19 protein-coding genes are annotated in these 22171 nt (G+C 60.0%); 14 read left to right on the top strand and 5 right to left on the bottom strand.

What is annotated here, in order from left to right; all coding sequences use genetic code 11:
• Window positions 1-5 precede the first annotated feature (5 nt).
• Entirely contained in the window at window positions 6-1370 is a 1365-nt protein-coding gene (locus MWU54_RS16910; protein ID WP_247086105.1) for a formimidoylglutamate deiminase, read from the top strand.
• Between the two features lie 21 nt (window positions 1371-1391).
• On the opposite strand, the gene MWU54_RS16905 is transcribed toward MWU54_RS16910, so the two are convergent.
• Together MWU54_RS16905 and MWU54_RS16900 are read right to left on the bottom strand one after the other, a co-directional pair.
• Window positions 1392-2081 carry a GntR family transcriptional regulator gene (locus MWU54_RS16905; protein ID WP_247086103.1) on the bottom strand — a complete coding sequence of 230 codons (690 nt, stop codon included), beginning with the start codon at window positions 2079-2081 and terminating at the stop codon, window positions 1392-1394.
• A gap of 138 nt (window positions 2082-2219) precedes the next feature.
• Window positions 2220-3110 (bottom strand): LysR substrate-binding domain-containing protein, encoded by an 891-nt coding sequence (locus MWU54_RS16900; protein WP_247086101.1) that lies wholly within the window; start codon window positions 3108-3110, stop codon window positions 2220-2222.
• Window positions 3111-3190: 80 nt separating this feature from the next.
• On the opposite strand from MWU54_RS16900, the gene MWU54_RS16895 reads away from it, so the two are divergent.
• From MWU54_RS16895 to MWU54_RS16855, 9 genes are all read left to right on the top strand, one after another.
• Entirely contained in the window at window positions 3191-4366 is a 1176-nt protein-coding gene (locus MWU54_RS16895) for a CoA transferase (protein ID WP_247086099.1), read from the top strand.
• Window positions 4363-5502 carry an acyl-CoA dehydrogenase family protein gene (locus tag MWU54_RS16890; protein ID WP_247086097.1) on the top strand — a complete coding sequence of 380 codons (1140 nt, stop codon included), beginning with the start codon at window positions 4363-4365 and terminating at the stop codon, window positions 5500-5502. Before MWU54_RS16895 ends, MWU54_RS16890 begins: the two co-directional genes overlap by 4 nt.
• Before the next feature lie 123 nt (window positions 5503-5625).
• A complete protein-coding gene (locus MWU54_RS16885; protein WP_247086096.1) occupies window positions 5626-6711 on the top strand; it encodes a TRAP transporter substrate-binding protein in 1086 nt (361 codons plus the stop codon).
• A 60-nt stretch (window positions 6712-6771) separates the two neighbouring features.
• A complete protein-coding gene (locus MWU54_RS16880; RefSeq protein WP_247086094.1) occupies window positions 6772-7272 on the top strand; it encodes a TRAP transporter small permease subunit in 501 nt (166 codons plus the stop codon).
• Window positions 7265-8815 (top strand): TRAP transporter large permease subunit, encoded by a 1551-nt coding sequence (locus tag MWU54_RS16875; RefSeq protein ID WP_247086092.1) that lies wholly within the window; start codon window positions 7265-7267, stop codon window positions 8813-8815. The genes MWU54_RS16880 and MWU54_RS16875 overlap by 8 nt, the downstream gene beginning before the upstream one ends.
• 80 nt (window positions 8816-8895) lie before the next feature.
• Window positions 8896-10650 carry an ATP-binding protein gene (locus MWU54_RS16870; protein WP_247086089.1) on the top strand — a complete coding sequence of 585 codons (1755 nt, stop codon included), beginning with the start codon at window positions 8896-8898 and terminating at the stop codon, window positions 10648-10650.
• Window positions 10643-11980: a sigma-54 dependent transcriptional regulator gene (locus MWU54_RS16865; RefSeq protein WP_247086087.1), complete on the top strand. Its 1338-nt coding sequence runs from the start codon at window positions 10643-10645 to the stop codon at window positions 11978-11980. The genes MWU54_RS16870 and MWU54_RS16865 overlap by 8 nt, the downstream gene beginning before the upstream one ends.
• 118 nt (window positions 11981-12098) lie before the next feature.
• Window positions 12099-13109 carry a TAXI family TRAP transporter solute-binding subunit gene (locus MWU54_RS16860; RefSeq protein ID WP_247086085.1) on the top strand — a complete coding sequence of 337 codons (1011 nt, stop codon included), beginning with the start codon at window positions 12099-12101 and terminating at the stop codon, window positions 13107-13109.
• 65 nt (window positions 13110-13174) lie between these two features.
• Window positions 13175-15283: a TRAP transporter fused permease subunit gene (locus MWU54_RS16855; RefSeq protein WP_247086083.1), complete on the top strand. Its 2109-nt coding sequence runs from the start codon at window positions 13175-13177 to the stop codon at window positions 15281-15283.
• Here the strand turns inward: MWU54_RS16855 and MWU54_RS16850 are convergent.
• Together MWU54_RS16850 and MWU54_RS16845 are read right to left on the bottom strand one after the other, a co-directional pair.
• The gene (locus MWU54_RS16850) at window positions 15280-15963 is read right to left on the bottom strand and encodes a fumarylacetoacetate hydrolase family protein (RefSeq protein WP_247086081.1); all 684 of its coding nucleotides are present in this window, start codon (window positions 15961-15963) and stop codon (window positions 15280-15282) included. The two genes, MWU54_RS16855 and MWU54_RS16850, sit on opposite strands and share 4 nt — an antisense overlap.
• Window positions 15964-15991: 28 nt before the next feature.
• The gene (locus tag MWU54_RS16845) at window positions 15992-16765 is read right to left on the bottom strand and encodes a hypothetical protein (protein ID WP_247086079.1); all 774 of its coding nucleotides are present in this window, start codon (window positions 16763-16765) and stop codon (window positions 15992-15994) included.
• 314 nt (window positions 16766-17079) lie between these two features.
• On the opposite strand from MWU54_RS16845, the gene MWU54_RS16840 reads away from it, so the two are divergent.
• Window positions 17080-17997, top strand: a complete 918-nt coding sequence (locus MWU54_RS16840) for a hypothetical protein (protein WP_247086077.1) — start codon at window positions 17080-17082, stop codon at window positions 17995-17997.
• On the opposite strand, the gene MWU54_RS16835 is transcribed toward MWU54_RS16840, so the two are convergent.
• Window positions 17979-18368 carry a VOC family protein gene (locus MWU54_RS16835; protein ID WP_247086075.1) on the bottom strand — a complete coding sequence of 130 codons (390 nt, stop codon included), beginning with the start codon at window positions 18366-18368 and terminating at the stop codon, window positions 17979-17981. The genes MWU54_RS16840 and MWU54_RS16835 overlap by 19 nt on opposite strands.
• 107 nt (window positions 18369-18475) lie before the next feature.
• On the opposite strand from MWU54_RS16835, the gene MWU54_RS16830 reads away from it, so the two are divergent.
• The 3 genes from MWU54_RS16830 to flgK all read left to right on the top strand — a co-directional run bounded on the left by MWU54_RS16830 (window position 18476) and on the right by flgK (window position 22169).
• Complete coding sequence (locus tag MWU54_RS16830; protein WP_247086073.1) at window positions 18476-19285, top strand: flagellar motor protein MotB; 810 nt, start codon at window positions 18476-18478, stop codon at window positions 19283-19285.
• A 104-nt stretch (window positions 19286-19389) separates the two neighbouring features.
• A complete protein-coding gene (locus MWU54_RS16825) occupies window positions 19390-20691 on the top strand; it encodes a flagellar hook protein FlgE (protein ID WP_247086071.1) in 1302 nt (433 codons plus the stop codon).
• Between the two features lie 29 nt (window positions 20692-20720).
• Window positions 20721-22169, top strand: coding sequence for a flagellar hook-associated protein FlgK (gene flgK / locus MWU54_RS16820; RefSeq protein ID WP_247086069.1), 1449 nt, complete (start codon window positions 20721-20723; stop codon window positions 22167-22169).
• Window positions 22170-22171 lie beyond the last annotated feature (2 nt).

Below are 22171 nucleotides of genomic sequence, written 5' to 3'. Positions count from 1 at the left end.
AGACCATGCAAACGATCTGGGCGGAGACGGCGTTGTTGCCGTCAGGTTGGGCGGAAAACGTGCGGATCGACATTGATGCCACGGGCCGGATCAGCGCGGTGGAGGCCGGTGCGCCCAAGGCGGGCACGCAAGTGCCGATGCTGTTGCCTGCCCCCGTCAACGTGCATTCCCATGCGTTTCAGCGCGCAATGGCCGGTCTGACCGAACAGCGCGGCCCTGATCCCAGCGATAGTTTCTGGACCTGGCGCCAGTTGATGTTCCGCTTTCTTGACCGTCTGACCCCCGATCATATCGAAGCGATCACCGCTTTTGTGCAGATGGAGATGCTCGAAGCCGGGTACGGTGCGTCGGTCGAGTTCCATTACCTGCATCACCAGCCGGGCGGCGTGCATTATGATGCGATTGCAGAGACGTCCGAGCGTGTTGTCGCTGCATCCGATCACTCCGGAATGGGGCTGTGCCTGTTGCCAGTGCATTACCAATTCGGCGGCTGCGACCGGCGCGGGTTGGGGCCAGGACAAATCCGCTTTGGAAATACGCTTGAGAGTTTTCAGCGTCTGCATGCCGGTGCCGCGAATGCGATCAAAACCAGCCGTGCAGACGCAGCCCTCGGCGTTGCGCCGCATTCCCTGCGGGCGGTGGGGCAGGATGATCTGAAGTCATACGCGACCACGTTTGCCGATGGCCCGATCCACATGCATCTGGCGGAACAGCGGGCCGAGGTTGACGAAGTGCAGGAACACTGGGGCGCGCGGCCTGTGGAATGGGCGCTGGGCAATATGGGGTTGGATGATCGTTGGTGCCTGATCCACTGCACCCAGATGATCCCGGATGAAACCATCGCCCTCGCGCGCAGCGGCGCAGTTGCCGGGCTGTGCCCGATCACTGAAAGCAGCCTTGGCGACGGGATCTTCGACGCGGTGCGCTGGCTGGATCATGGCGGTGCGTTTGCCATCGGGTCTGACAGCAACATCCGCATCGCGCTGAGCGAGGAATTGCGGACGCTGGACTATTCCCAACGCCTGCGCGACGGGACGCGGGCAGCCTTGGCAACGCCGGAAAAATCGACCGGCCGGCGCGTGTTTGACGGCATGCTTGCGGGTGGCGCACAGGCCGCCGCGCGCTACTCCGGCCGGATCGAAGTTGGGGCTTGGGCGGATCTTCTGTCACTTGATACCGCATCAGAGCATATGTGGGGCCGCACGGGCGATACCGCGCTCGATGCGTGGGTCTTCGCGGGCGATGACACTCTGGTGCGCGACGTCTGGTCTGCGGGCCGCCACAAGGTGACAGGGGGGCGTCATGTCGCGCGTGACGAGATCGTGGCGGCGTATAAGCAGACGATCGATGCGCTGAGGGATGCCTTGTAATCGCCCGTCAGGTCGCGTGCATCAGTAGCGCGTGGTCAGCCGATGCCCCTGCCGGTAGGTCAGCTGAACAAACGTGACAGGTTCATCATCCTGTCGCGTGGTGCGTTCAACCTGAAACAGCGCATCGCCTCGCGCGCAGTCCAGATGTTCGGCGTAGACCGCATCGGCCTGAATGGCGCGAAAGCTGATCTGGACATCGGTGAAGGGCACCTGCTTGACGAGCCATTCGTTGGGCCCGGTCTGCGAAAAATCGAACGTCTCGGCATCCGGCGTCGCGGCAAGGTTGATCCAGCGATTTTCGTATTGGTACGGTGCATCGTCGGCATAATGCATGCAGATCAGGTGCAGCAGCCGGTCAGATGATTGAAGCCCAAGCCGCGCCCGCAATCTGTCACTGGCCGGGGCAATATCCCGGCTGACAAGAGCGTAGCGGTAGACCGATCCCTGTTCCTCGACTTCCTGTTGAACCAGCGGGATGTTGAACTTGGCCTGCCGCAAAGGGTTGCGCCGCACACGGCTTCCGGCTTTGCGACGGCGTTCAATCAAGCCGTCATCGGCGAGTTCCCGCATCGCGCGGTTCACCGTGGCCCGGGCACATCCATAGCTTGCGGCAAGGTCCACCTCGTTGGGAAGGATGCTGCCGGGGGCCAGCTCGCCCTGGGTGATCTGGCGAAGAATGTCGGCTTTGACTTCGCGATATGTTGTCGACATGACGCGCCCCACAATCTGGACCAAACGTTTGGTATCGCCACCCGCTCTGGATCAGTCACAAAGATATAGACATAAAACCTATAAATCTAGACCAATGGTGCGTCCCGTTGCACGCCGCAAGTCACCACCCGCGTGTGTTTATCTGAACCACTGCACAACATGGTCCCGAAAGCGCGCGACCAACGGACCGCCATGGGCCTGCGCAATTTGTGCCAAGGCGATGCGATGCGGGGCCAGAGGGCCGTTCAGGTCCAGCCGGACCACAGGTTGCCCATCGCATGCGGTTGATTGTGCGATGTCGGTCGCCAGCAGGCCAACGCCCATCCGATTGGCGACCATCGCGCGTAGCATTTCGATTGATCCGGTCTCGTATTCGATCCGGGGCCGGACCCCGTTCATCTGGGCCAGAGACAGGAAATATTCGCGGCTATGGGGCAGGTTCATCAGGATCAGCGGGTCGTCCAGCAAATCCCCCAGATCGACCGCACCGTGCTGTGCCAACCGGTGGTCTGCGCAAACCAGACCGTAAGGGCGCACATCCGCCAATGGCACGATCTCCAACGATGTGGGCACACCGAAATCGTAGATCAGTGCCAGATCGATGCGGCCGGTCTGTAGCCAATTGGTCAGCTGCTCCAGATCGCCTTCGACCAGATCTACACGGCTCTGCGGCGCGATGTCTTTGAAGGTCCGGATCAAGGCCGGGGCGTAGCGTGGACCAAGCGTGGAAAACACGCCCAGTTTCACCGGCTCGGTGTCGACGCTCTCTGCGCTGAGCGCGGACTGCGCCTGGATGCGCAGGCTTCGCAAGGCCGCCAGTTTGCGCAGGCCGAACGGGGTGGGTGTCATGCCCTGACCGCTGCTGCGGATAAACAAGGCGCGCCCGAAATGGGCTTCCACCTTGGCAATGGCCAGCGACACAGATGGCTGTGACACATTCAGCGCCCGCGCCGCCGCCGCTGTGCCGCCGGTTTCTGCCGTGGCGATCACGTAATCAATCTGGCGCAAGGTGACGGGTATAGATTGCATTTATTGCCTTATGAGAAACCTATATTTCCACCAATAGCGGGCGCGTGCGTACGATCCAATGAAAGAGTCAGGAGAACACCATGCCCGCAGATCCCTCGCCCGTTTCAGACAAGCCGCTGTCCGGTGTGCGTGTGCTGGATTTCACCCGTGTCCTGGCCGGACCCTATTGTACCGCGATGATGGCCGATCTTGGGGCCGAGGTGATCAAGGTCGAAGCGCAGCACGGCGATGATTATCGCCATATCGGTCCGTTCAAAGATGGGGAAAGCCTGTTGTTTCAAGCGGTCAATCGCGGCAAACGGTCGATCGCGCTGGACCTCAAATCGCCGGATGCGATTGCGACGGTCAAGGCGCTGCTGGTCGATTGCGATGTCATTATCGAAAACTTCCGCCCGGGTGTGATGGACAAGCTTGGCCTTGGGTTCGACGCTCTGCATGCTGAGTTTCCCAAGCTGGTTTACGTGTCGGTGTCGGGTTTTGGTCAAACCGGTCCCAACACACGCCAACCTGCCTATGACATCATCGTGCAGGCGATGAGCGGTCTGATGGATGCCACCGGTGCGCCGGACGGCGCGCCGACCATGGTGGGCGAAGCCATCGGTGATGTCGCAGGCGGCGTGTTCGCGGCCTGGGGCACGATGGTTGCGCTGTTCGAACGCAGCCGCACGGGTCTTGGGCGTCACGTCGATGTCGCGCTGTTCGACAGTCTTGTGTCGATGATGCCGATCCTGGCCTGTCGCACGTTGATGGCGGATGAATCGCCGGTGCGGACGGGCAATCGGCACCCCCTGTCGGCCCCGTTTGGCACCTATGCCGCGCAGGGTGGACATTTTGCCGTAGCGGTTCTGAACGACAGGCTGTTTGCCACGTTCTGCACTGTCATCGACGCGCCCGCATTGGTCCAAGACCCACGGTTCGCCACCGACGCGCTGCGCCGTGTCAATGAACCTGCGCTGGCCGAAGTGATCGAGGGATGGGCCGAGACCAAACCGGTTGATGCCGTAGTGGCGGCCCTGCTGGATGCCGGTATTCCGGCATCGACGATCCAATCGGTTGCACAGGCCTGGACCTCGCCGCAGGCGTCGGCGCGCGTACTGGCTTCGGACGTTTATCATCCGGTGCTTGGGGCGCTGACGACGCCCGAACAACCTGTGCATTTTAGCGGCGTGCCCCGAGGCAACCGCGCCCCGGCCCCGGCCCTGAACGCGGATGGGCCGGATATTCTTGGAACAATCAGCAAGGACGCATTGAAATGAACACCTATCCAATGACCGATGATGAACGCGCCATGATCGACCAGGTCGCGCGGTTCTCTGGTGACGTTCTTGCCCCGAAGGCGGCGCAACTGGATGAAGAGGCGCAATTTGCGACGTGTCACTTACCGGCGATGGCCGATCTTGGCCTGCTGGGGATGAACCTGCCGGAAGAGCACGGGGGTCTGGGGCTGTCAGGACCGGCGCTTTATGCCGCTGTAGAGGCGATTGCCGGGGCCTGTGGATCAACTGCGTCGATGCTGACCGCGCATTTTCTGGCCACGGATTCCCTTCTGCTGGGTGCAGACGCAACCTTGCAGGACCGATTTTTGCCGGATGCGGCGGCGGGTCGGACGCTGGGTGCGTTTGCCCTGACCGAACCGCAGGCGGGATCAAACCCGGCAGATATGCGCACAGTGGCGCGGCGCGAGGGCGAAGGATACCGGATCAAAGGGTCCAAGTGCTTTATCTCGAATGCGGGGGCGGCGGATTTCATCGTCGTCTATGCCAAGACCGATCCGGACGCGGGCGCGCGGGGTGTCAGCGCCTTTGTGGTTGAGCCGAAATCGACCGAAGGCGTGTCCATCGCGCCGAATGAACGGACCATGGGGCTGAAGGGCGGACATGTGTTCGGCATCAGTTTCGATTGCTGGGTGCCCGAGGGCAATCGCGTGGGCGCGGAAAATACCGGGTTCCGCACCGCGATGAAGGTGCTCGACAATGGGCGGATCGAAGTGGCGGCGCAGGCGACGGGGATCGCTGATGCGGCCCTGAAAGCTGCGATTTCCTATGCCAAGGAGCGACAGGTCAGCGGGCACGCGATTTCGGAATTCCAGGGATTGCAGTGGATGCTGGCCGACTGCGCAACAGAACTGGCCGCCGCGCGCGCGCTTGCGATGCAGGCGGCTGTACTGCGCGGAACCGGCGTTCGGTATTCCAGCGAATCTGCCTACGCGAAACTCTATGCCAGTGAAGCGGCGTGGCGCATTGCGGACCGGGCGTTGCAGATCCACGGTGGCTATGGCTACACACGTGACTTCCCGCTTGAACGCTATTTGCGCGATCTGCGGATTTTCCGGATTTACGAGGGATCTTCGGAAATTCAGCGCACCATTATCGCGCGGGGGCTTCTGGCCTGAAGGCGACGGCACAGAGCCGATTGACTCCAATATGTGTATACATAATAACATTAGATACGGATTTTAAGTGGTGCAAACGGCGACTTGACTCGTCGCTGCATCACGTCAGCGGAGGAGAGACGCATGGAAAGACGGACATTTTTGAAGGCTGGCGCGATTGGCACCGCCGCAACAGCTTTGGCAAGCCCTGCCATCGCGCAGGATATCCGCCAGTGGAAGATGGTCACCGCATGGCCCAAGAACCTGCCTGGGCCGGGCGTTGCCGCGCAGATGCTGGCCGACCGGATCACAACCCTGTCGGGGGGGCGCATTGACGTTCGCCTGTTCCCTGCGGGGGAACTTGTTCCCGGTCGTGGCGTGTTCGACGCCGTCAGCGAAGGCACGGCAGAACTCTACCACGCGGTTCCAGCCTATTGGGGGTCGAAATCCAAGGGGATCCTCCTGTTCGGCTCACAGCCATTTGGCCTGCGCGCGGATGAACAGTTCGGCTGGATGCTGCATGGCGGTGGTCAGGCGCTTTACGACGAGATGTACGGCCGTTTTGGCATCAAGCCTTTCCTGTGTGGCAACTCTGGCCCGCAATGGGGCGGTTGGTTCCGCAACGAGATCGCCTCTGCCGAAGACCTCAAGGGTATGAAATTCCGCACAACCGGGCTGGCCTCTGAAATGGCGACCAAGCTGGGGATGGCGGCCGAAGCCATGAGCGGTCCGGCGATGTTCCAGGCGTTGCAGACCGGTGCCCTGGATGCAGGTGAATTTATCGGCCCGTGGACAGACAGCGCGCTGGGCTACTACCAGGTTGCGAAGAACTACTACTGGCCGGGTGTGGGCGAGCCGTCCTCTGCCGAGGAATGCGGCGTCAATGCCGAAGCGTTCAACGCGCTGCCGGATGACCTGAAAGCCGTTGTTCAGACAGCCTGTGACAGCCTCTACACACAGGTTTGGACCGAATACACAACCAAGCACGCACAAGCCCTCCGGGCGCTTCAGGCCGAACAGGGTGTGCAGGTCAAGATGTTCCCCGAGGATGTTATCACGGCCTCCGGCAACGCCGCCGCCGAAGTGATCGACGAACTGCGCCAGGACGACGATGAACTGGTCGCGCGGATCACTGAGAGCTTTGTCAGCTACCGCGACTCGGTTGGCCCCTACATGGTCTTTGCCGATAACGGCCAGATGAACGCGCGTGCCGCGGTCATGGGGTACTAAACACCAACAAAGGCGCGGGCAGGGTCCGCGCCTTTTTCAGTCTCTGACTTGGGGCGGATCATGGACAGGCTGGCCGATGCGCTGGACAGATTGAACACGGGTGTGGCGCATGTCGTCCGGTGGCTTGCAATTGCAATGATGCTTGTGCAGGTCTGCATCGTTGTCGGGCGGTATGCGTTTGGCGTAAATTCGATCGCGGCCCAGGAAAGCGTGCTTTACATGCATGCGGCGCTGTTCATGCTGGCAGGGGGATACACCCTGCTTGTCGACAAGCATGTGCGCGTCGATGTTTTTTATGCCAAGGCGTCGGACACTGTCCGGCGACGCATCGACATATTCGGACATCTGTTCTTTCTGATCCCATCCATGCTGGCGCTTCTCTATTGGTCGTGGCCATCGGTGCGCAATTCGTGGCGCATCCTTGAAGGGCCGCTCTCTGTTGGCGGGATCGAAGCTGTTTTCCTGTTGAAATCGCTGATCCCGGCGTTTTGCGTGCTGGTGCTCTTGCAATCGCTGGCAGGGCTCATCCGGCTTCTGAGCAGGCAAACCCCTGATGCTTGAATATCTTGACCTGATCATGTTCGTCGCCTTGATGTGCGCGATCCTTCTGGGCTTTCCTGTGGCGTTCAGCATTGCAGGTGTGGCGGTGATCTTTGCCTATCTGGGCTGGTCGCTGGGCAAGATGGACATCACGCTGCTGGGCGCATTGGGGCAACGGGTGTTCGGCGTTCTGACCAATCAGGTTCTGATTGCCATTCCGCTGTTTGTCCTGATGGGTGCGCTGCTGGAAAAAAGCCGGATCGCGGAAGAGCTTCTGGACAAGATGGGCCGGCTTTTTGGCCAGCTGCGCGGCGGGCTTGGCATTGCGGTGGTGCTGGTTGGCACGTTGCTGGCGGCCTCAACCGGGATCGTCGGTGCGACCGTTGTTGCAATGGGGATGATCGCGCTCCCGACAATGTTGCGGGTCGGGTATGACGCGCGCGTAGCATCGGGCATCGTTTGCACCGCCGGAACGCTGGGACAGATCATTCCGCCCTCGACGCTGCTGATTATCCTTGCCGACGTCATGTCCAACGCCTTTCAACAGGCGCAATACGAGCAGGGCAAATTCTCGGTTCAGGCCTTGTCTGTCGGTCAGTTCTTCGCGGCGGCGATGATCCCGGGCTTGGTGCTTGTCTGTCTGTACCTTCTCTACATCCTTGTGCGCGGCTGGCTGCGACCGCAGGACATGCCCCCTGCACCGCCCGATCTTGTCAAGCCGGATTGGCGCGAAGTTGTCGGCGCGGTGATGCCGCCGGTTCTGCTGATCTTTGCCGTGCTCGGTGCCATTCTGGGCGGCGTCGCCACACCGACTGAAGCGGCATCGGTGGGTGCGGTTGGCGCGCTGTTGATGACAGGGTACCGCTATGGCGCGGGACCGCGCATCATCTTGTCGGGGGCGATGGCGCTGATTGCCTTGGCCATCCTCGCAGGGGTCATTCCCGTCCGCTTGCAACGCAACGATCTGACTTCCACTGAAATCGGTTTGGGCGTGCTGTATACTGGTCTTGCCATTCTGGGGGGGCTTGCCGTTCTGGCGGCCCTGCGCGCGTCCTTTCGGGCCAAGATCGCGCATCAGGCGATTGAATCGACCATGACCATGACCGCGATGATCTTTGCCACGATCATCGCGGCGGGGTTTTTCAGCCTCGTGTTCATCGGGCTCGGGGGCGAAGAACGGGTTGCAGGTATCCTGTCCGAGATGCCGGGCGGCGCGACCGGGGCGCTGGTGTTCTCCATGGTGGTGATATTTGTGCTCGGGTTCTTCCTCGACTTCGTGGAGATCTCGGTCATCGTCCTTCCGCTGGTCACGCCAAGCCTGATCCTGCTGGGGCATGATCCGATCTGGTTGGGCATCCTGATTGCCATCAACCTGCAGACCTCGTTCCTGACTCCCCCGTTCGGGTTTTCCCTGTTCTACCTGCGCGGGGCTGCCCCGAAAGAGGTCAGCACCGGGCAAATCTATGCAGGTGTCATTCCGTTCATCGGGCTTCAGATCGTCGGCGTTTGCCTGATCTGGTTCGTACCATCGCTGGCAACGTGGCTGCCGTCCGTTCTGTTCTAACAGCCTCACGCCCGTCCTCGGTCGATGGCGCGCGTATTGAACGCTGACACAGCCGGGAAAACTTCGGTATAGACCGAAGGATGACCGACACATTGCCCCGACCAAAGAGCATTGTCATGGATCCGTCTCATCGACGGGGGGCCTATATTCTTGCGGCGATTGTCGGGCTCTCGGTCTTTGCCGTGGCAAGCTATCTGGTTCTGGCGGCCTTCTTCCTGCGATCAGAAGCCGCGCAAACACCCGAACGCGCGCAGTTCTTCGCATCGTCGATTGACGACGCTCTGACCCGGCTGGAACACCTTCCTTATGTGCTGTCGATTGACGAAACGACGCTGGCGTCGCTGGTCACCGGCAACAGCGCCGAATTGAACCCGATCCTGGCAGATATCGCCCAACGCGCCGGGGCAGAGTTTGTCTATGTGCTCGACCTGCAGGGCAAGACGGTTGCGTCGTCGAATTACCGGGACGCCGATAGCCTTGTCGGAAACTATTATACGTTCCGACCCTATTTCACCGACGCGGTCAGCGGTGCGTCTGGTCGGTTCTACGCCGTGGGCGTGACCACCGGTCGACCGGGGTACTTTATCGCAGAACCGGTCAAAGATGCGGAAGGGACGATCCACGGCGTTGTCACGGTCAAGATCGGATTTGAAGATCTGAGCCGCGCACTGACCGGAAACGGAGAGCTTGTGCTGGTGGCCGACGAACAGGGCGTGGTGCTGGCAAGTTCCGACCCGTCCCTGATTTACGGATATCTGTCGCCGCTGTCCGATGCGGAAAGACGCACGCTGGAAGAGCAGCAGCAGTTCGGATCGAAAACGCTGTTCCCTCTTGATTGGGAACCAGAGGGCGACCGCCGCGCGCGTCTGGATGGAACGGCGTATGTCTGGACCAAGGCCTATCTGGAGCAGGAAGAGTGGTCGCTGCACCTGTTGTCCGAGGTAAGCGAGAGCCGCCGACAAGCGCTTTTATACGTGGCGGGTGGCGTGATGAGCCTGCTTGTCCTGACCGTGGCCGCCGCGATTTATCGCGCGGCACAGTTGCGTCATGCGCTGACGATCTCCAACGCGGATCGGCAAAGACTGACCCGCGAGATTGAAGAGCGTCGGATTGCCGAGAAGAAGCTGGAATCGGCCCGCAGCGAATTGGCGCGCAAGGATCAGCTGGCGGCATTGGGCCAGCTTTCCGCGTCCATCACCCATGAGCTTGGCCAACCGATTTCCGCGATGAAAAACTATCTCGCAGCCGAGGAAATCGCCACCGGTGCACAGCCCAACGGGCTTTGGCCGCAATTGTCCGGGCTGGTGGACAGGATGCAGCGCATCCTTGACCAACTGCGCCTCTTCGGGCGTACGACAGCGTCGGCGGATACCACGTTTCCGGTGCACGCCACGGTGGACGCTGCGGTGCAGTTGGTGCGTCACACGGCGGTGGATGCGGGTGTCGATCTGCGTGTGCACGTGGATCGTGATCTGGGCCATGTCCGAGGTCGGCCGGAACGGTTCGAACAGGTCATCGTCAACCTTCTGCGCAACGCGATCGAATCGACGCTGGACGCTGATCCGGGGGTGGTGACGCTGCAGGTGTCGCAACGCGATGATCAGGTGATCGTGACAGTGTCCGATACCGGTCACGGGCTGGGCGATCTGCAGATCACCGATCTGCGAGAACCGTTCTTCAGCACCAAACCCTCGGGGCAGGGGATGGGGCTGGGTCTGGCCATTTCCGGACAGATCATTGACGAAATGGGGGGACTTCTGCATGCCGAAAACATCGCCGGTGGCGGGGCGCGGTTTGTGATCTCCCTGCCAGCGATAGAGGGGCAGGATGTCTGAACAGTTCCGTGCATTGATTGTCGATGATGACCGCGAGATGCGGCAGTCCCTGACCGTTCTGCTTGAACGATCCGGGTGGAGCATTGATGCAGTTGGATCTGCAGCGCAGGCCTTGGCGAAGCTGGACGTCACCGCGCCGGATGTTGTGTTGTCGGATGTGCGCATGCCGGGCATGTCCGGTCTTGAACTGCTGGATGAAATGATGGCCCGCCCGGCGCCGCCTTTGGTTCTGATCTCGGCCCATGGCGATATTCCGATGGCGGTCGAGGCGATCCAGAAGGGGGCCTACACCTTTCTCGAAAAACCGTTTGAGCCGCGCCGATTGCTGACGGTGATGCGCCATGCAGGTGAAAAACACCGGTTGTCCGACATGACCAAGCGGATGCGCGAACAACTCGTGTCACTGTCCGGACTGGACCGCGTTCTGCTTGGCAACAACGCGCGGGTTGTCGAGTTAAGGGCGCAAGCGGTTGATCTGGCGATGGCGGAAGGCACCGTCCTGATCAAGGGAGAGACGGGCACCGGCAAGGAACTGGTGGCACATGCGCTGCACCGTCTGGGGCACCGGCGGGACAAGGAGTTTGTCGCCGTCAACTGTGCGCTGCTGGCCCCGGACAAGGTTGAGGAACAGGTGTTCGGCAAAACCGATGGCCTGTTGGGCAGCTTCCGAAAGGCCGATCAGGGTACGCTTTTTCTGGATGAGGTGGGGGCCTGTCCACCCGAAGTGCAGACCAAGCTCCTGCGGGCGATTGAAACCGGGGTTGTTCAGCCAGTTGGATCAGACGAGACCTTCCAGACCAATGTGCGGATCGTGGCGGCCACCAACGAAGACCTGCAGGATCTGGTTGATGCCGGGACATTCCGATCCGATTTCCTGTTCCGCCTCAATACCTTCGAATTGCACCTGCCGCGTCTGGTGGATCGTGGGGAAGACATCGTAATGCTGTTCGAAAACTTTGTCGCGCAGCTGTGCGAAACCTACGAAATCGCGCCGGTTGAGATGACCGCCGAAGATGCAGCGGCGTTGCTGGCCCATGACTGGCCGGGCAATGTGCGCGAACTGCGTCATGTCGCCGAACGCCGTGTGCTTGCCGCGCGGCGCGGTGCGGGGTCGGTTGCCGAAGCGTTGCGCACCGACGATCTGATCGACGACGTGCCCGCAACCCTGCGCGAAGCGGTGGCCCGGTTCGAAAAAACCCTGATTTCGCAAGCCATCTCGACACATGAAGGCCGGATGGATGCGGTCGCCGAAGCCTTGGGCATTGGCCGGCGGACGTTGAACGAAAAGATCGTGAAGCTTGGTTTGGAGAAATCCAAGCTACTGGAATAGGCCCTGCGGAAATCCGCAGGGGGGATTGGCCCAGCCTGCGGATTGCTTCGTATCAAAACGTGCCTTTGCAAGCTATCCTTCTTCTAGCGCTGAAACAGTGCACTAGTGGGAGGACATCATGAAACATTTCAAAACCGCCGCGCTTGCGGCGACACTCGCGTTGTCGGGGGCGGCCGTACAGGCACAGGACGAAGGTGCGAACTACGTGCTGGCAACAGCATCCACCGGCGGGACCTATTACCCGGTCGGCGTTGCGCTTGCCACGCTCGTCAAGGTAAAGCTTGAGCCAAAACAAAAGATCGGCATGGCCGCGATCAGCTCCGCCGGGTCGGGTGAAAACGTGCGCCTGATCCGCGAAGGCGAAGCGCAGTTCGGGATCATGCAGGGCCTTTACGGCTACTACGCCGCATCCGGGACGGGCCCGCTGGCAGAGGTTGGCCCACAGGAAAACCTGCGGTCCGTCTCAATGCTGTGGCAGAACGTTGAGCACTTCATCATTGCCGCAGACGCTGCCGAAACCGGGACAATCTCGGACATGGTTGGCCTGAAAGGTGAAGCCATGGCCTTGGGCCGTCAGAATTCCGGGACAATCGGGTCGAATGCAACAATCCTGTCCGGCTTCGGGATTGATATCGAGAATGATTACGAACTGGTCTTTGGCGGATATGGCCCATCGGCCGAGGCGTTGCAGAACGGTCAGGTCAAAGGCATCGGTACACCGGCTGGCGTCCCGGTTGGGGCGGTCAGCCAGTTGATGGCGTCGGCTGGGGACAGCGTCACCTTGCTGAGCTTTACCGAGGAACAGATCGCACAGGCCGACGGCGACCGGGGTCTCTGGACACCGTACACCATCGCGGCGGGCACCTATCCGGGTCAGGATGCGGATGTGCAGACGATCGCACAGCCGAACTTCCTCGCAACCAGCGCGGACCTGCCGGAGGATCACGTCTACCAGATCACCAAGGCGATGTACGAAAACCTGCCCTTCCTGCAGGCGATCCATCCAGCCACCAAGGCAATGGCCATTGAACGCGCGATTGCGGGTCTGCCGTTGCCGCTGCACCCCGGTGCTCTGAAGTACTACCAGGAAGTTGGTCTGGACGTCCCTGAGCGTTTGATCGCTCAGTAACCAACTCCTTGAAACCGCCGGTCCGGGGGTGTCCCGGGCTGGTGCTCTGACGTTCGGGTGGGACCATGTCAAATATTGAAGAAGACGATGATGCAGGCCGCCTGAGGTCTTTCAAAGGTGTGGCCGACACGATTTTGTCGATTGTCTGCTTCCTGATCGCAGTCGGTCATATCTATGTGGCTTTCGATCCGGTTCTGTCGGAATTTCAGCGTAACGCGTTTCACTTTGCCGGATTTGCGGCGTTGGCGGCCATTCTGTACCCGATGTGGCGCACAGGCTCGGGCAAGACGGCACCGATCGCGCTTGATCTGGTGCTTGGTCTTGCGGTCGCGGCTTCTGCCGTCTGGCTGACATTTGCGGAAAATGCGATTTACGACCGGGGGGTCAAACTTGCGCCGCTTGATTGGATCGCAACGGCGATCTGTGTATTCGGTGCGGTCGAACTGACCCGCCGGGTCGCGGGATTGATCATTCCCATCCTGATCCTTCTGGCGCTCAGCTATGTTGCGTTCTGGGGCAAATTCGTCAGTGGTGTTTTTGCCTTTCCGGGCCTGAGCATCGAAACCGTGGCGTTCCGGTCGATCTATGGCGACGACGCGATGTTCGGCACAATCGCGCGGATTTCGTCCACCTACGTCTTTCTGTTCATTATCTTCGGCGCCTTCCTGCTGCGCTCGGGCGCGGGTGAGTTCGTGATCAACATGGCGCGCGCGGTGGCCGGAAAGATGGTGGGCGGACCGGGGATCGTTGCGGTCATCGCGTCGGGTTTGACGGGCACGATTTCGGGGTCTGCTGTTGCCAACACGGCCTCTACCGGCGTGATCACCATCCCGCTGATGAAGCGGGCGGGGTTCCAGCCCAAATTTGCAGGCGGTGTGGAGGCGGCGGCATCGACGGGCGGTCAGCTGATGCCACCGATCATGGGGGCCGGGGCTTTCGTGATGGCCAGCTTCACTCAGATTCCATACGAGAAAATCGTCGCTGTCGCGGCCCTGCCCGCGCTGTTGTACTTCCTGTCCGTGGCGTTTTTTGTGCGGATCGAAGCACGGCGGCACAACCTGCCTCCGATGGCGGATGAAGGGCAGACCATGGCGTCGGCCTTCAAGGAAGGGGGCGCGAGTTTCTGCATTCCCATTGCCACCTTGATTGGCATGCTGGTCGCCGGGTTCACACCGACATATGCCGCCGTCTTTGGCATCCTTGCGGTGATCGCCTCAAGCTGGCTGACCAAGAACCGGATGGGGCCGAAAGCAGTGTTCGAAGCCTTCGTGATGGGCACGAAAGGCATGGTGCTTACGGCGGTGCTGTTGTGCTCGGTTGGATTGATCGTGAACGTGATTGCCACCGCCGGGATTGGCAACACCTTCAGCCTCATGATCTCAAGCTGGGCGGGGGGCAACATTCTGATTGCTCTGGTGCTGATTGCTTTGGCGAGCCTCATTCTGGGGATGGGGTTACCGGTGACGGCGGCGTACATCGTTCTGGCCACGCTGTCCGCACCTGCGCTGTCGGGCATGATCAGCGACCAGTTCGTGATCGCGGAACTGGCGGCGGGAACCTTGCCCGAGGCCGCAAAGGCGGTCCTGCTGTTTGGTGTTCCGGAACAGGCCGAACTTCTCAGTCGGGAATTGACCTGGGCGGAAGCCGCCAGCGTCATCCAGACCCTGCCGTTAGAGATCGCCGCCCCGTTGCGCGACCTTGTGGTGCCGCAGCCTGTGGCGATGAGCGCGCTGCTGTCGGCGCATATGATCATTTTCTGGCTGTCTCAGGACAGCAATGTCACACCACCTGTCGCCCTCGCGGCGTTCACGGCGGCCGCGATTGCAAAGGCCCCGGCCATGGCAACCGGGGTTGCGAGTTGGAAGCTGGCCAAAGGTCTTTATATCGTGCCGGTGTTGTTTGCCTACACGCCCTTCCTGTCCGGCGATTGGCCCGCGATGATCCAGATTTTCTGCTTTGCTGTGATCGGCGTTTACGGGCTGTCGGCGGCGTTGCAGGGGTGCATGGAAAAACCCTTTGGCCTGATCATGCGCGTGCTGTGCTTTGCAGCGGGTCTGGCCTGTTTGTGGCCCGCGTTCTTGGTGGCCAACCTTGCGGGCGCGGCGGCGGTTGTGGGGCTGTTGATCTGGAACGTGCGTTTTACCAAAAGCACCTTCGCAGAGGCCGCGACTTAAGTGACCGACACCGTCATGGAGCCAAGCCCATCGACGCTGATCTCAAGCGTATCCCCCGGGACAACAGGTCCCACGCCAGCAGGTGTGCCGGACAGGATCACGTCACCCGGCGCAAGGACGTAGTAGTCTGACAGGTAGGAAATCATCTCTGGCACTTTCCAGATCATCTGGTTCAGATCCCCGTCCTGTTTGACGGTGCCATTCACCTTAAGCGAAATGCGCCCGTGATCCATGGGTCCGACGGACTCTGCCGGATGCACCGGGCCAACCGGGGCCGATGCGTGAAACGCTTTGCCGATTTCCCACGGACGCCCCATCTTCTTGGCGATGCCCTGAAGATCGCGGCGCGTCATATCAAGGCAAAGCGCATACCCGTAGACATGCGCCATCGCGTCTTCGATCGCGATCTGCGTGCCGCCCGATTTGAGAAACACCGCAACTTCGGCTTCGTGATGCACGTCCTTGCTTTGCGCGGGATACGGAAAGACGCCGGTTGGGTTCAGGTCGTCCGGGTTTTTCTGAAAGAAAAACGGCGGCTCGCGGTCCGGGTCGTGCCCCATTTCAACAGCATGCGCGGCATAGTTCCGTCCGATGCAATACACCCGGCGCACGGGAAACGCGCCTCCGCCGACGACGGGAACAGATACGGTTGGCGGGGCGGGGATCACGAACTCTGGCATGCTGGCTTCCTTTATCGCGCAGGTGCCGTCAGGAATACGCACAATCCGGGCCACGTTCCAGCGGGGTTTCGATGGTGATTTCGCTTGGGATCCAGTCAAAGATCGCCAGGGCCTGCCCGCCATCAAATCCGACATACAGGGTTCCGGTCTCGGGTTGCAGGGCAACCCCTTCGGCATCGACCCCGTATTCCGACAGCGGTTGCACCGACAGCACGCGCCCGTCCGGAGCCAGCTCAAACAGACTGTTCAGACCTTCATTGTCATCGACCACAAGAATATTTCCGGAATACGGATCGCGGGTAACGCCCTGTGGTTCGGTCATGGGGGGATCAAACGTGTCGCCGAACAACTCCATCACCACTGCACCATCCGGCGCGATGCGCAGCAGGCGGGACGGATCGTCTTCGACCACCAGAAAGCTGCCATCGGCGTCCCGGTGCAGGCCCTCGGTATCAAACAACGTCTCGCTCAGCCGAAACGGTTGGTCGATGGACCGACCCTCGCGGTCAAGCCTGCGAAACTCGCCCCAGCCATTGGCGATCAGCAATCCGCCATCTTCAACGGTCAGGCTGCGAACCGAGGTCATTCCGGTATCCAGCCGACGCAGTTCTTTGCCAAAGGTGGACAGCAGCAGAACCTCACGGCTTTCATTGGCCACCCAAATGCCGCAGACCTCGGCATCATAGGCGATACTAACGGCCCTGAAATTCGGGATCGTCTCACGATGAAAGATATCGGCCTGCGTCGGTCCCGTGTGCAAACAGAGCCCTGCAGCCACCACCAATGTCAGAGAGTTTCGCATCTGCACCTCCATCGCCCTGAAACGACCTGTTCCAAACTGACCACGTTTCAAGTCTACCGCCAAACCTGACGCGCCCGACGGACGCCTGGACAGAGCGTCGGGCCGCTTGCCCGGCTTTTTGATAATGTGCCATCAATGGCAGGATCGCGAGAGGGCGGTTTGGCAAGGGATCGTGCGACAATGACCGGCACACACGTGGCTATGCCTTGGCCCGCCCAGATCCCGGTTGATACGGCATCATGGATGCCACTGGCCTCTGCCTCCGACCGGGTGTCGACGCCGTCCGTCCTCGGTCCTTTTGCGCGGTATCCCCGATGAACATCCTGCACCTTGCGGCCCGCCACGGACGGTTTTGTCTTGTTGCGGGGCTGATCGGCGGCGCGGCATTGCCCGGTCTTGCGGCCGTGCTTCGCCCGTGGTTGCCGGAACTGGTTGCTCTGCTCCTGTTCCTGACAGCCTTGCGCGTCGGACCAAGAACCGCGTTCGGGAGCCTGCGCGATGTCCGGCAGGTCGGTGCATATGTGTGTGTCCTGCAAGTGCTCGCCCCGCTTAGCGCCATTGCGGTTTTTTCGCTGTTGGGGCTTCTGTCACAGCCGTTTGTTCTGGCGGTTGTGCTGATGTTGTCGGCACCATCGGTCACGGGCGCGCCAAATTTCCTGATTATGGTGGGCAAGGATCCGTCTTACGCAATGCGCATCCTGGTGTTGGGCACTGCGATGTTCCCGGTGACCGTCATTCCCGTTCTCTGGGCCTTGCCGCTTGCCGATCCCGTGGGCGTCATAGCAGCGGCGGGTCGCCTGATTGCGGTGATCCTGGGTGCCACCGCTGTCGGATTTGCGGTCAGGCATGTCCTGTGGCGCGATCTAGATACGAACGGACGGTCAAACCTCGATGGGCTCAGCGCCTTGGCCCTTGCGGTGATCGTGGTTGGTCTGATGTCCGAAATTGGCCCGCTGCTGCGGTCCGCGCCGATGATCCTGCTGTCCTGGGCGTTGGCGGTCATGGTGCTTAATTTCGGCTTGCAGCTGTTCACCTTTGCAGTTCTGAAACACACCCAGCGCCCCGAAGTGCCGGCCCTGTCGATCATCTCCGGCAACCGGAACATCGCGCTGTTCCTGATTGCCCTGCCGCCAGAAGTGACCGGACCGTTGCTGGTGTTCATCGGGTGCTACCAGATCCCGATGTACCTGACCCCCTTGGTGCTCAGGCGGTTTTATGCGTCATCGGGATAGACCGAGATTTCAATAAGATTGTCATCGGGATCCCGCAGGTAAATCGACTGGATCGGCCCGTTTGCCCCGGTGCGCGGAACTGGTCCATCAAGGATTGGCACGTCCAAAGTTCGCAGGTGATCCAGCACTCCAGACATGGTGCCCTCCGCGATGAAACACAGGTCCGCACTGCCGGGCGTTGGGTGCGCCGCTTTCGGCTCAAACTCTGCTCCTGCCTGATGCAGGTTGATCTTTTGCGCCCCGAATTTCAACGCAACACGCCCCTCTTGAAACGTCACGTTCTGCATGCCCAGAACCGTGGTGTAAAACGCCGTTGTCGCGCCAATGGACGCAACGGTGAGCACCAGATGGTCCAGCCGGTCGATCCGCATGGTGTGTTTCCTCGCAGTTTCGGCAAACATGTCGATTTTTAAGTGTTAAGCCAAGGTTTACGTCCCCCTGCTAAGCCATGTCCCGGGGTGTAAGGAAAGGTATGGGAATGGCGTCCGACAGAAATGTCGCGCCAGTTATCATCAAGCGTAAGAAGATCGTTGTTGAAGGCGGGCATCATGGCGGTGCCTGGAAGGTGGCATATGCCGATTTTGTCACCGCGATGATGGCGTTTTTTATGCTGATGTGGCTGTTAAATGCGACAACAGAAAAGCAACGCAAGGGCATTGCAGATTATTTCAGCCCAACCGCGCCAATCAGCCGATTGTCGAGCGGTTCAGACGGTTTGATGATGGGCGACAGTGTCTTTGCCGCCGATGTTTTGCCGCGCATGGGGGTCGGGGCCAGTTCGCTGCACCCGACCCAGGGCGACAAAACGGATGCCCAGACCGAGGCCGAGGACAAGGCCTTCAAAGAGGTCACGGACGTCCTTCTGGGTCTTGGCGGCGAAAGCATGGTAGAGGACCAATGGTTGCGCCACGTGGTCACCCGCGTGACGGACGAGGGCCTCGTTCTTGAATTTCACGACACGGTCAACGCGCCGCTGTTCACCAATGATGCGGCCCCAACACCGTTGCTTCACGACATTGCCTACGCGGTCCGCGAGGCAAGTCGGATCATCGACAACGAGGTTGCGATCGAAGCGCATGTTGCCAAGGTCGCCGTCGTCAGGCGGGAAGACCCGGCATGGGCCATGTCATCGGACCGGGCGTTCAGGTTTTCGGACATGCTCACCGATCTGGGGTTTCCCGAAGACCGTGTTCGGCGCGTAACGGCATATGGTGACCGGGAACCGGTTGCGGACAATCTCATGTCCGTGCGCAACAACCGGATCGAGATCATTTACCTGAGGTATTGATGCGCGTCACAGAAATCATTCGAGTTTTATCTGTTAGGTCATCGTTAAATCGACCGCCCTAAAGCTGTGAAGGCGAACAAGCCATCACACCAGAAAGGCGATACATGTCGATATCCTCTTCTCTCAGCGCGGGCGTTGTTGGCCTTGCGTCAAACGCGACGCGGCTGGCTACAATTTCCGATAATATCGCCAACTCCCAGACACCGGGCTACAAACGGGTCGAAGCCAACTTTCATTCGATGGTCGTGACATCAGGCGGCGGAACCTACACTGCGGGCGGGGTGCGGACGACAACCCAGCGTTATATTGACCAGAACAGCGCGATCACGACCACGTCCAATTCAACCGACCTCGCGGTCAGCGGGCGGGGGTTCCTTCCCGTCGCCCAGGCGACAGAGGTTCTGGCAGGCTCCGAAACGCCGCAGATGTTCTTGACCACGACCGGGTCGTTCCGAACCGATTCAAACGGGTATCTGCGAACGGCATCGGGTCAGATGCTTTTGGGCTGGCCTGCCAATCTTGACGGCACAATCCCGAACTACCCACGCGCCACAAGCGAAGCGCTTGAACCCGTCCGGATCAACGTCAACCAATTCAGCGGGGAGCCGACGACGCGTATTGAACTGGGTATCAATCTGCCCGCAACCGAAACCGAGGTCGGGGCTTCGGGCGATCCTTTGACCCAGTCGATCGAGTATTACGACAACCTCGGTCGCGCGGAAACGCTGGAATTCACCTTTACCCCCACAGTGCCGGGAACCGGGACCTCAAACCAATGGACATTGGAAATCGCCGACAGCAGTGATCCGGCGACGATCATTGGTCAATACGACCTCGAATTTGATGATGCGCGCACACTAGGTGGAACACTGCTTGGCGTGACCGACGTGTCCGGCGGCCCGTATGATCCTGCCACAGGTATATTGACGGTAACGGCACCAAGCGGGCCGATCGACATCAATATCGGGCGTCCGGGCCTGAACGAGGGCCTGTCCCAGTTGTCCGACATTTTTGCCCCCTTCAATATCAGCCGTGACGGGGCGCCCGTTGGCAAGGTCACATCCGTCGAAGTTGATGAAACGGGCCTCGTGAATGCCTTCTACGACACCGGCACAACGCGAACGCTCTACCAGGTTCCCTTGGTCGATATTCCCAACCCCAATGGAATGGCGGCGGTGGGCAGCCAACTTTACATGCCCACACCCGAAAGCGGGAGCTTCTTTCTCTGGGATGCGGGGAACGGATCAACGGGTGACATTCTGTCCTTCGCACTCGAAGAATCCGCGACCGACATTGCCAATGAACTGACCGAACTCATCCGCACCCAACGCGCATATTCATCAAATGCGAAGGTCATCCAGACCGTGGATGAAATGCTTCAGGAAGCCACAAACATCAAACGCTAGGTGCGTGAAACCACCCTCAGGAGGTCGACATGACTTTGTCCGGAGCCCTGTCCAACGCCGTCAGTGGTCTTAATGCCAACGCATTGGGAACAAGTGTCCTGTCGGCCAATATTGCCAACGCATTGAACGAACATTACGGGCGTCGCGATTTGATCCTGTCGACGGATGGCAACCAGACGTCTGGTGGCGTCCGGGCCTCAGACATCCAGCGCTTTTCAAGCCCCTTGCTCAATCACCAGAAACGGATTGCGATTTCGGATCACGCCCAAAAAAACGCGTTTGCAAACTTCGCAGTCGCGTTGGAAAACGCGGTCGGCAGCGTCGATACGCTGACATCGCTGTCGCAAAAACTCACGCAGTTCGAAACATCGCTTCTGTCTGCTGCCAGTGATCCGTCCTCGCAAACGCGGTTGCGGTCTGTTGCCTATTCCGCCGATGAACTGGCCTCTTTCCTTCGGGCTGCATCTGACGGCGTTCAAACCAGAAGAACCGCCGCTGATCAGGACATCGCCGCTGCGGTTGGTCAGATCAACCAGCATCTCTCTCAATTGGAGGGTTTGAACAACCAGATTATGTCCGGTCGACATACCGGACAGGATACACTTGCGCTTCAGGATCAACGCGATGTCGTGCTTGATCAATTGTCCGAGTTTATTCCGCTGCACGTCATCGAACGCGAAAGCGGCGCGGTGTCCGTGTTTTCCGGTCAAGGGCGCACATTGCTTGATGGGCGTGCCGTGGAATTCGGCTTTGCACGCACACCGACCATATTGCCTCATATGAGCGTTCAAAACGGATTGCTCTCGGGTCTTCTGATCAACGGAGAGCCTGCGGATACCCGGACGATGACCACACTCTCCGGCGGCCGTCTGTCTGCGCTGTTTGACATCCGGGACTTCCATTCCCCGGCCGCGCAAACAAAACTGGACGGGATAGCGCGCGACATGATCGAACGGTTCGGACCAGGCGGGCCGGACGCCACCATTCTTCCCGGAAGTGCCGGTGTCTTTGCCGATGACGGCGCTGCGTTTTTGGCCGCAAATGAACGCGGTCTCGCCGGGCGGATTGATCTGAATGTCGCGTTAAAACCGTCATCAGATGAACTCTGGCGCTGGCGCGACGGATTGTACGCGGCAGCCGAGGGTGAACCAGGCGAATCCGCGTTGCTCATTGACCTGCGCGGGCACATTCTTGCGGATATCCCGCCGTCTTCACCAGCTTTGGCGACAAGTGCGACTTCGCTCATCCGTCATGTGGAAGAATTTGCCTCACAGACAGCCACCAATCGCGTGAGATCGAACGAGACGTTTGAATTCGCGACAACGCAGCTTGCTGCGCAAAAACAAGCAATATTCGATAAGGGCGTGAATACCGATCAGGAACTTCAAAAGCTCATCGCATTGGAGAAATCATATGCCGCCAATGCGCGGGTGGTTCAGGTCGTCGACGACATGCTGACCGAGTTGCTTCGGATTTAGGG

It is taken from the genome of Marivita sp. S6314 (assembly GCF_023015985.1).
GTDB lineage: Bacteria > Pseudomonadota > Alphaproteobacteria > Rhodobacterales > Rhodobacteraceae > Marivita.
This window is presented reverse-complemented; position numbering and strand designations above follow the sequence as displayed.

What these genes read in the sequence shown, in the direction of transcription:
- MWU54_RS16870 (WP_247086089.1), top strand. Translation starts at nt 8,896, where the DNA reads ATGACCGACACATTGCCCCGACCAAAGAGCATTGTCATGGATCCGTCT.
- MWU54_RS16845 (WP_247086079.1), bottom strand. Translation starts at nt 16,765, where the DNA reads ATGCGAAACTCTCTGACATTGGTGGTGGCTGCAGGGCTCTGTTTGCAC.
- MWU54_RS16905 (WP_247086103.1), bottom strand. Translation starts at nt 2,081, where the DNA reads ATGTCGACAACATATCGCGAAGTCAAAGCCGACATTCTTCGCCAGATC.
- MWU54_RS16850 (WP_247086081.1), bottom strand. Translation starts at nt 15,963, where the DNA reads ATGCCAGAGTTCGTGATCCCCGCCCCGCCAACCGTATCTGTTCCCGTC.
- MWU54_RS16830 (WP_247086073.1), top strand. Translation starts at nt 18,476, where the DNA reads ATGGCGTCCGACAGAAATGTCGCGCCAGTTATCATCAAGCGTAAGAAG.
- MWU54_RS16860 (WP_247086085.1), top strand. Translation starts at nt 12,099, where the DNA reads ATGAAACATTTCAAAACCGCCGCGCTTGCGGCGACACTCGCGTTGTCG.
- MWU54_RS16825 (WP_247086071.1), top strand. Translation starts at nt 19,390, where the DNA reads ATGTCGATATCCTCTTCTCTCAGCGCGGGCGTTGTTGGCCTTGCGTCA.
- MWU54_RS16890 (WP_247086097.1), top strand. Translation starts at nt 4,363, where the DNA reads ATGAACACCTATCCAATGACCGATGATGAACGCGCCATGATCGACCAG.
- MWU54_RS16895 (WP_247086099.1), top strand. Translation starts at nt 3,191, where the DNA reads ATGCCCGCAGATCCCTCGCCCGTTTCAGACAAGCCGCTGTCCGGTGTG.
- MWU54_RS16875 (WP_247086092.1), top strand. Translation starts at nt 7,265, where the DNA reads ATGCTTGAATATCTTGACCTGATCATGTTCGTCGCCTTGATGTGCGCG.
- MWU54_RS16855 (WP_247086083.1), top strand. Translation starts at nt 13,175, where the DNA reads ATGTCAAATATTGAAGAAGACGATGATGCAGGCCGCCTGAGGTCTTTC.
- MWU54_RS16835 (WP_247086075.1), bottom strand. Translation starts at nt 18,368, where the DNA reads ATGCGGATCGACCGGCTGGACCATCTGGTGCTCACCGTTGCGTCCATT.
- MWU54_RS16840 (WP_247086077.1), top strand. Translation starts at nt 17,080, where the DNA reads ATGAACATCCTGCACCTTGCGGCCCGCCACGGACGGTTTTGTCTTGTT.
- flgK (WP_247086069.1), top strand. Translation starts at nt 20,721, where the DNA reads ATGACTTTGTCCGGAGCCCTGTCCAACGCCGTCAGTGGTCTTAATGCC.
- MWU54_RS16900 (WP_247086101.1), bottom strand. Translation starts at nt 3,110, where the DNA reads ATGCAATCTATACCCGTCACCTTGCGCCAGATTGATTACGTGATCGCC.
- MWU54_RS16910 (WP_247086105.1), top strand. Translation starts at nt 6, where the DNA reads ATGCAAACGATCTGGGCGGAGACGGCGTTGTTGCCGTCAGGTTGGGCG.
- MWU54_RS16885 (WP_247086096.1), top strand. Translation starts at nt 5,626, where the DNA reads ATGGAAAGACGGACATTTTTGAAGGCTGGCGCGATTGGCACCGCCGCA.
- MWU54_RS16865 (WP_247086087.1), top strand. Translation starts at nt 10,643, where the DNA reads ATGTCTGAACAGTTCCGTGCATTGATTGTCGATGATGACCGCGAGATG.
- MWU54_RS16880 (WP_247086094.1), top strand. Translation starts at nt 6,772, where the DNA reads ATGGACAGGCTGGCCGATGCGCTGGACAGATTGAACACGGGTGTGGCG.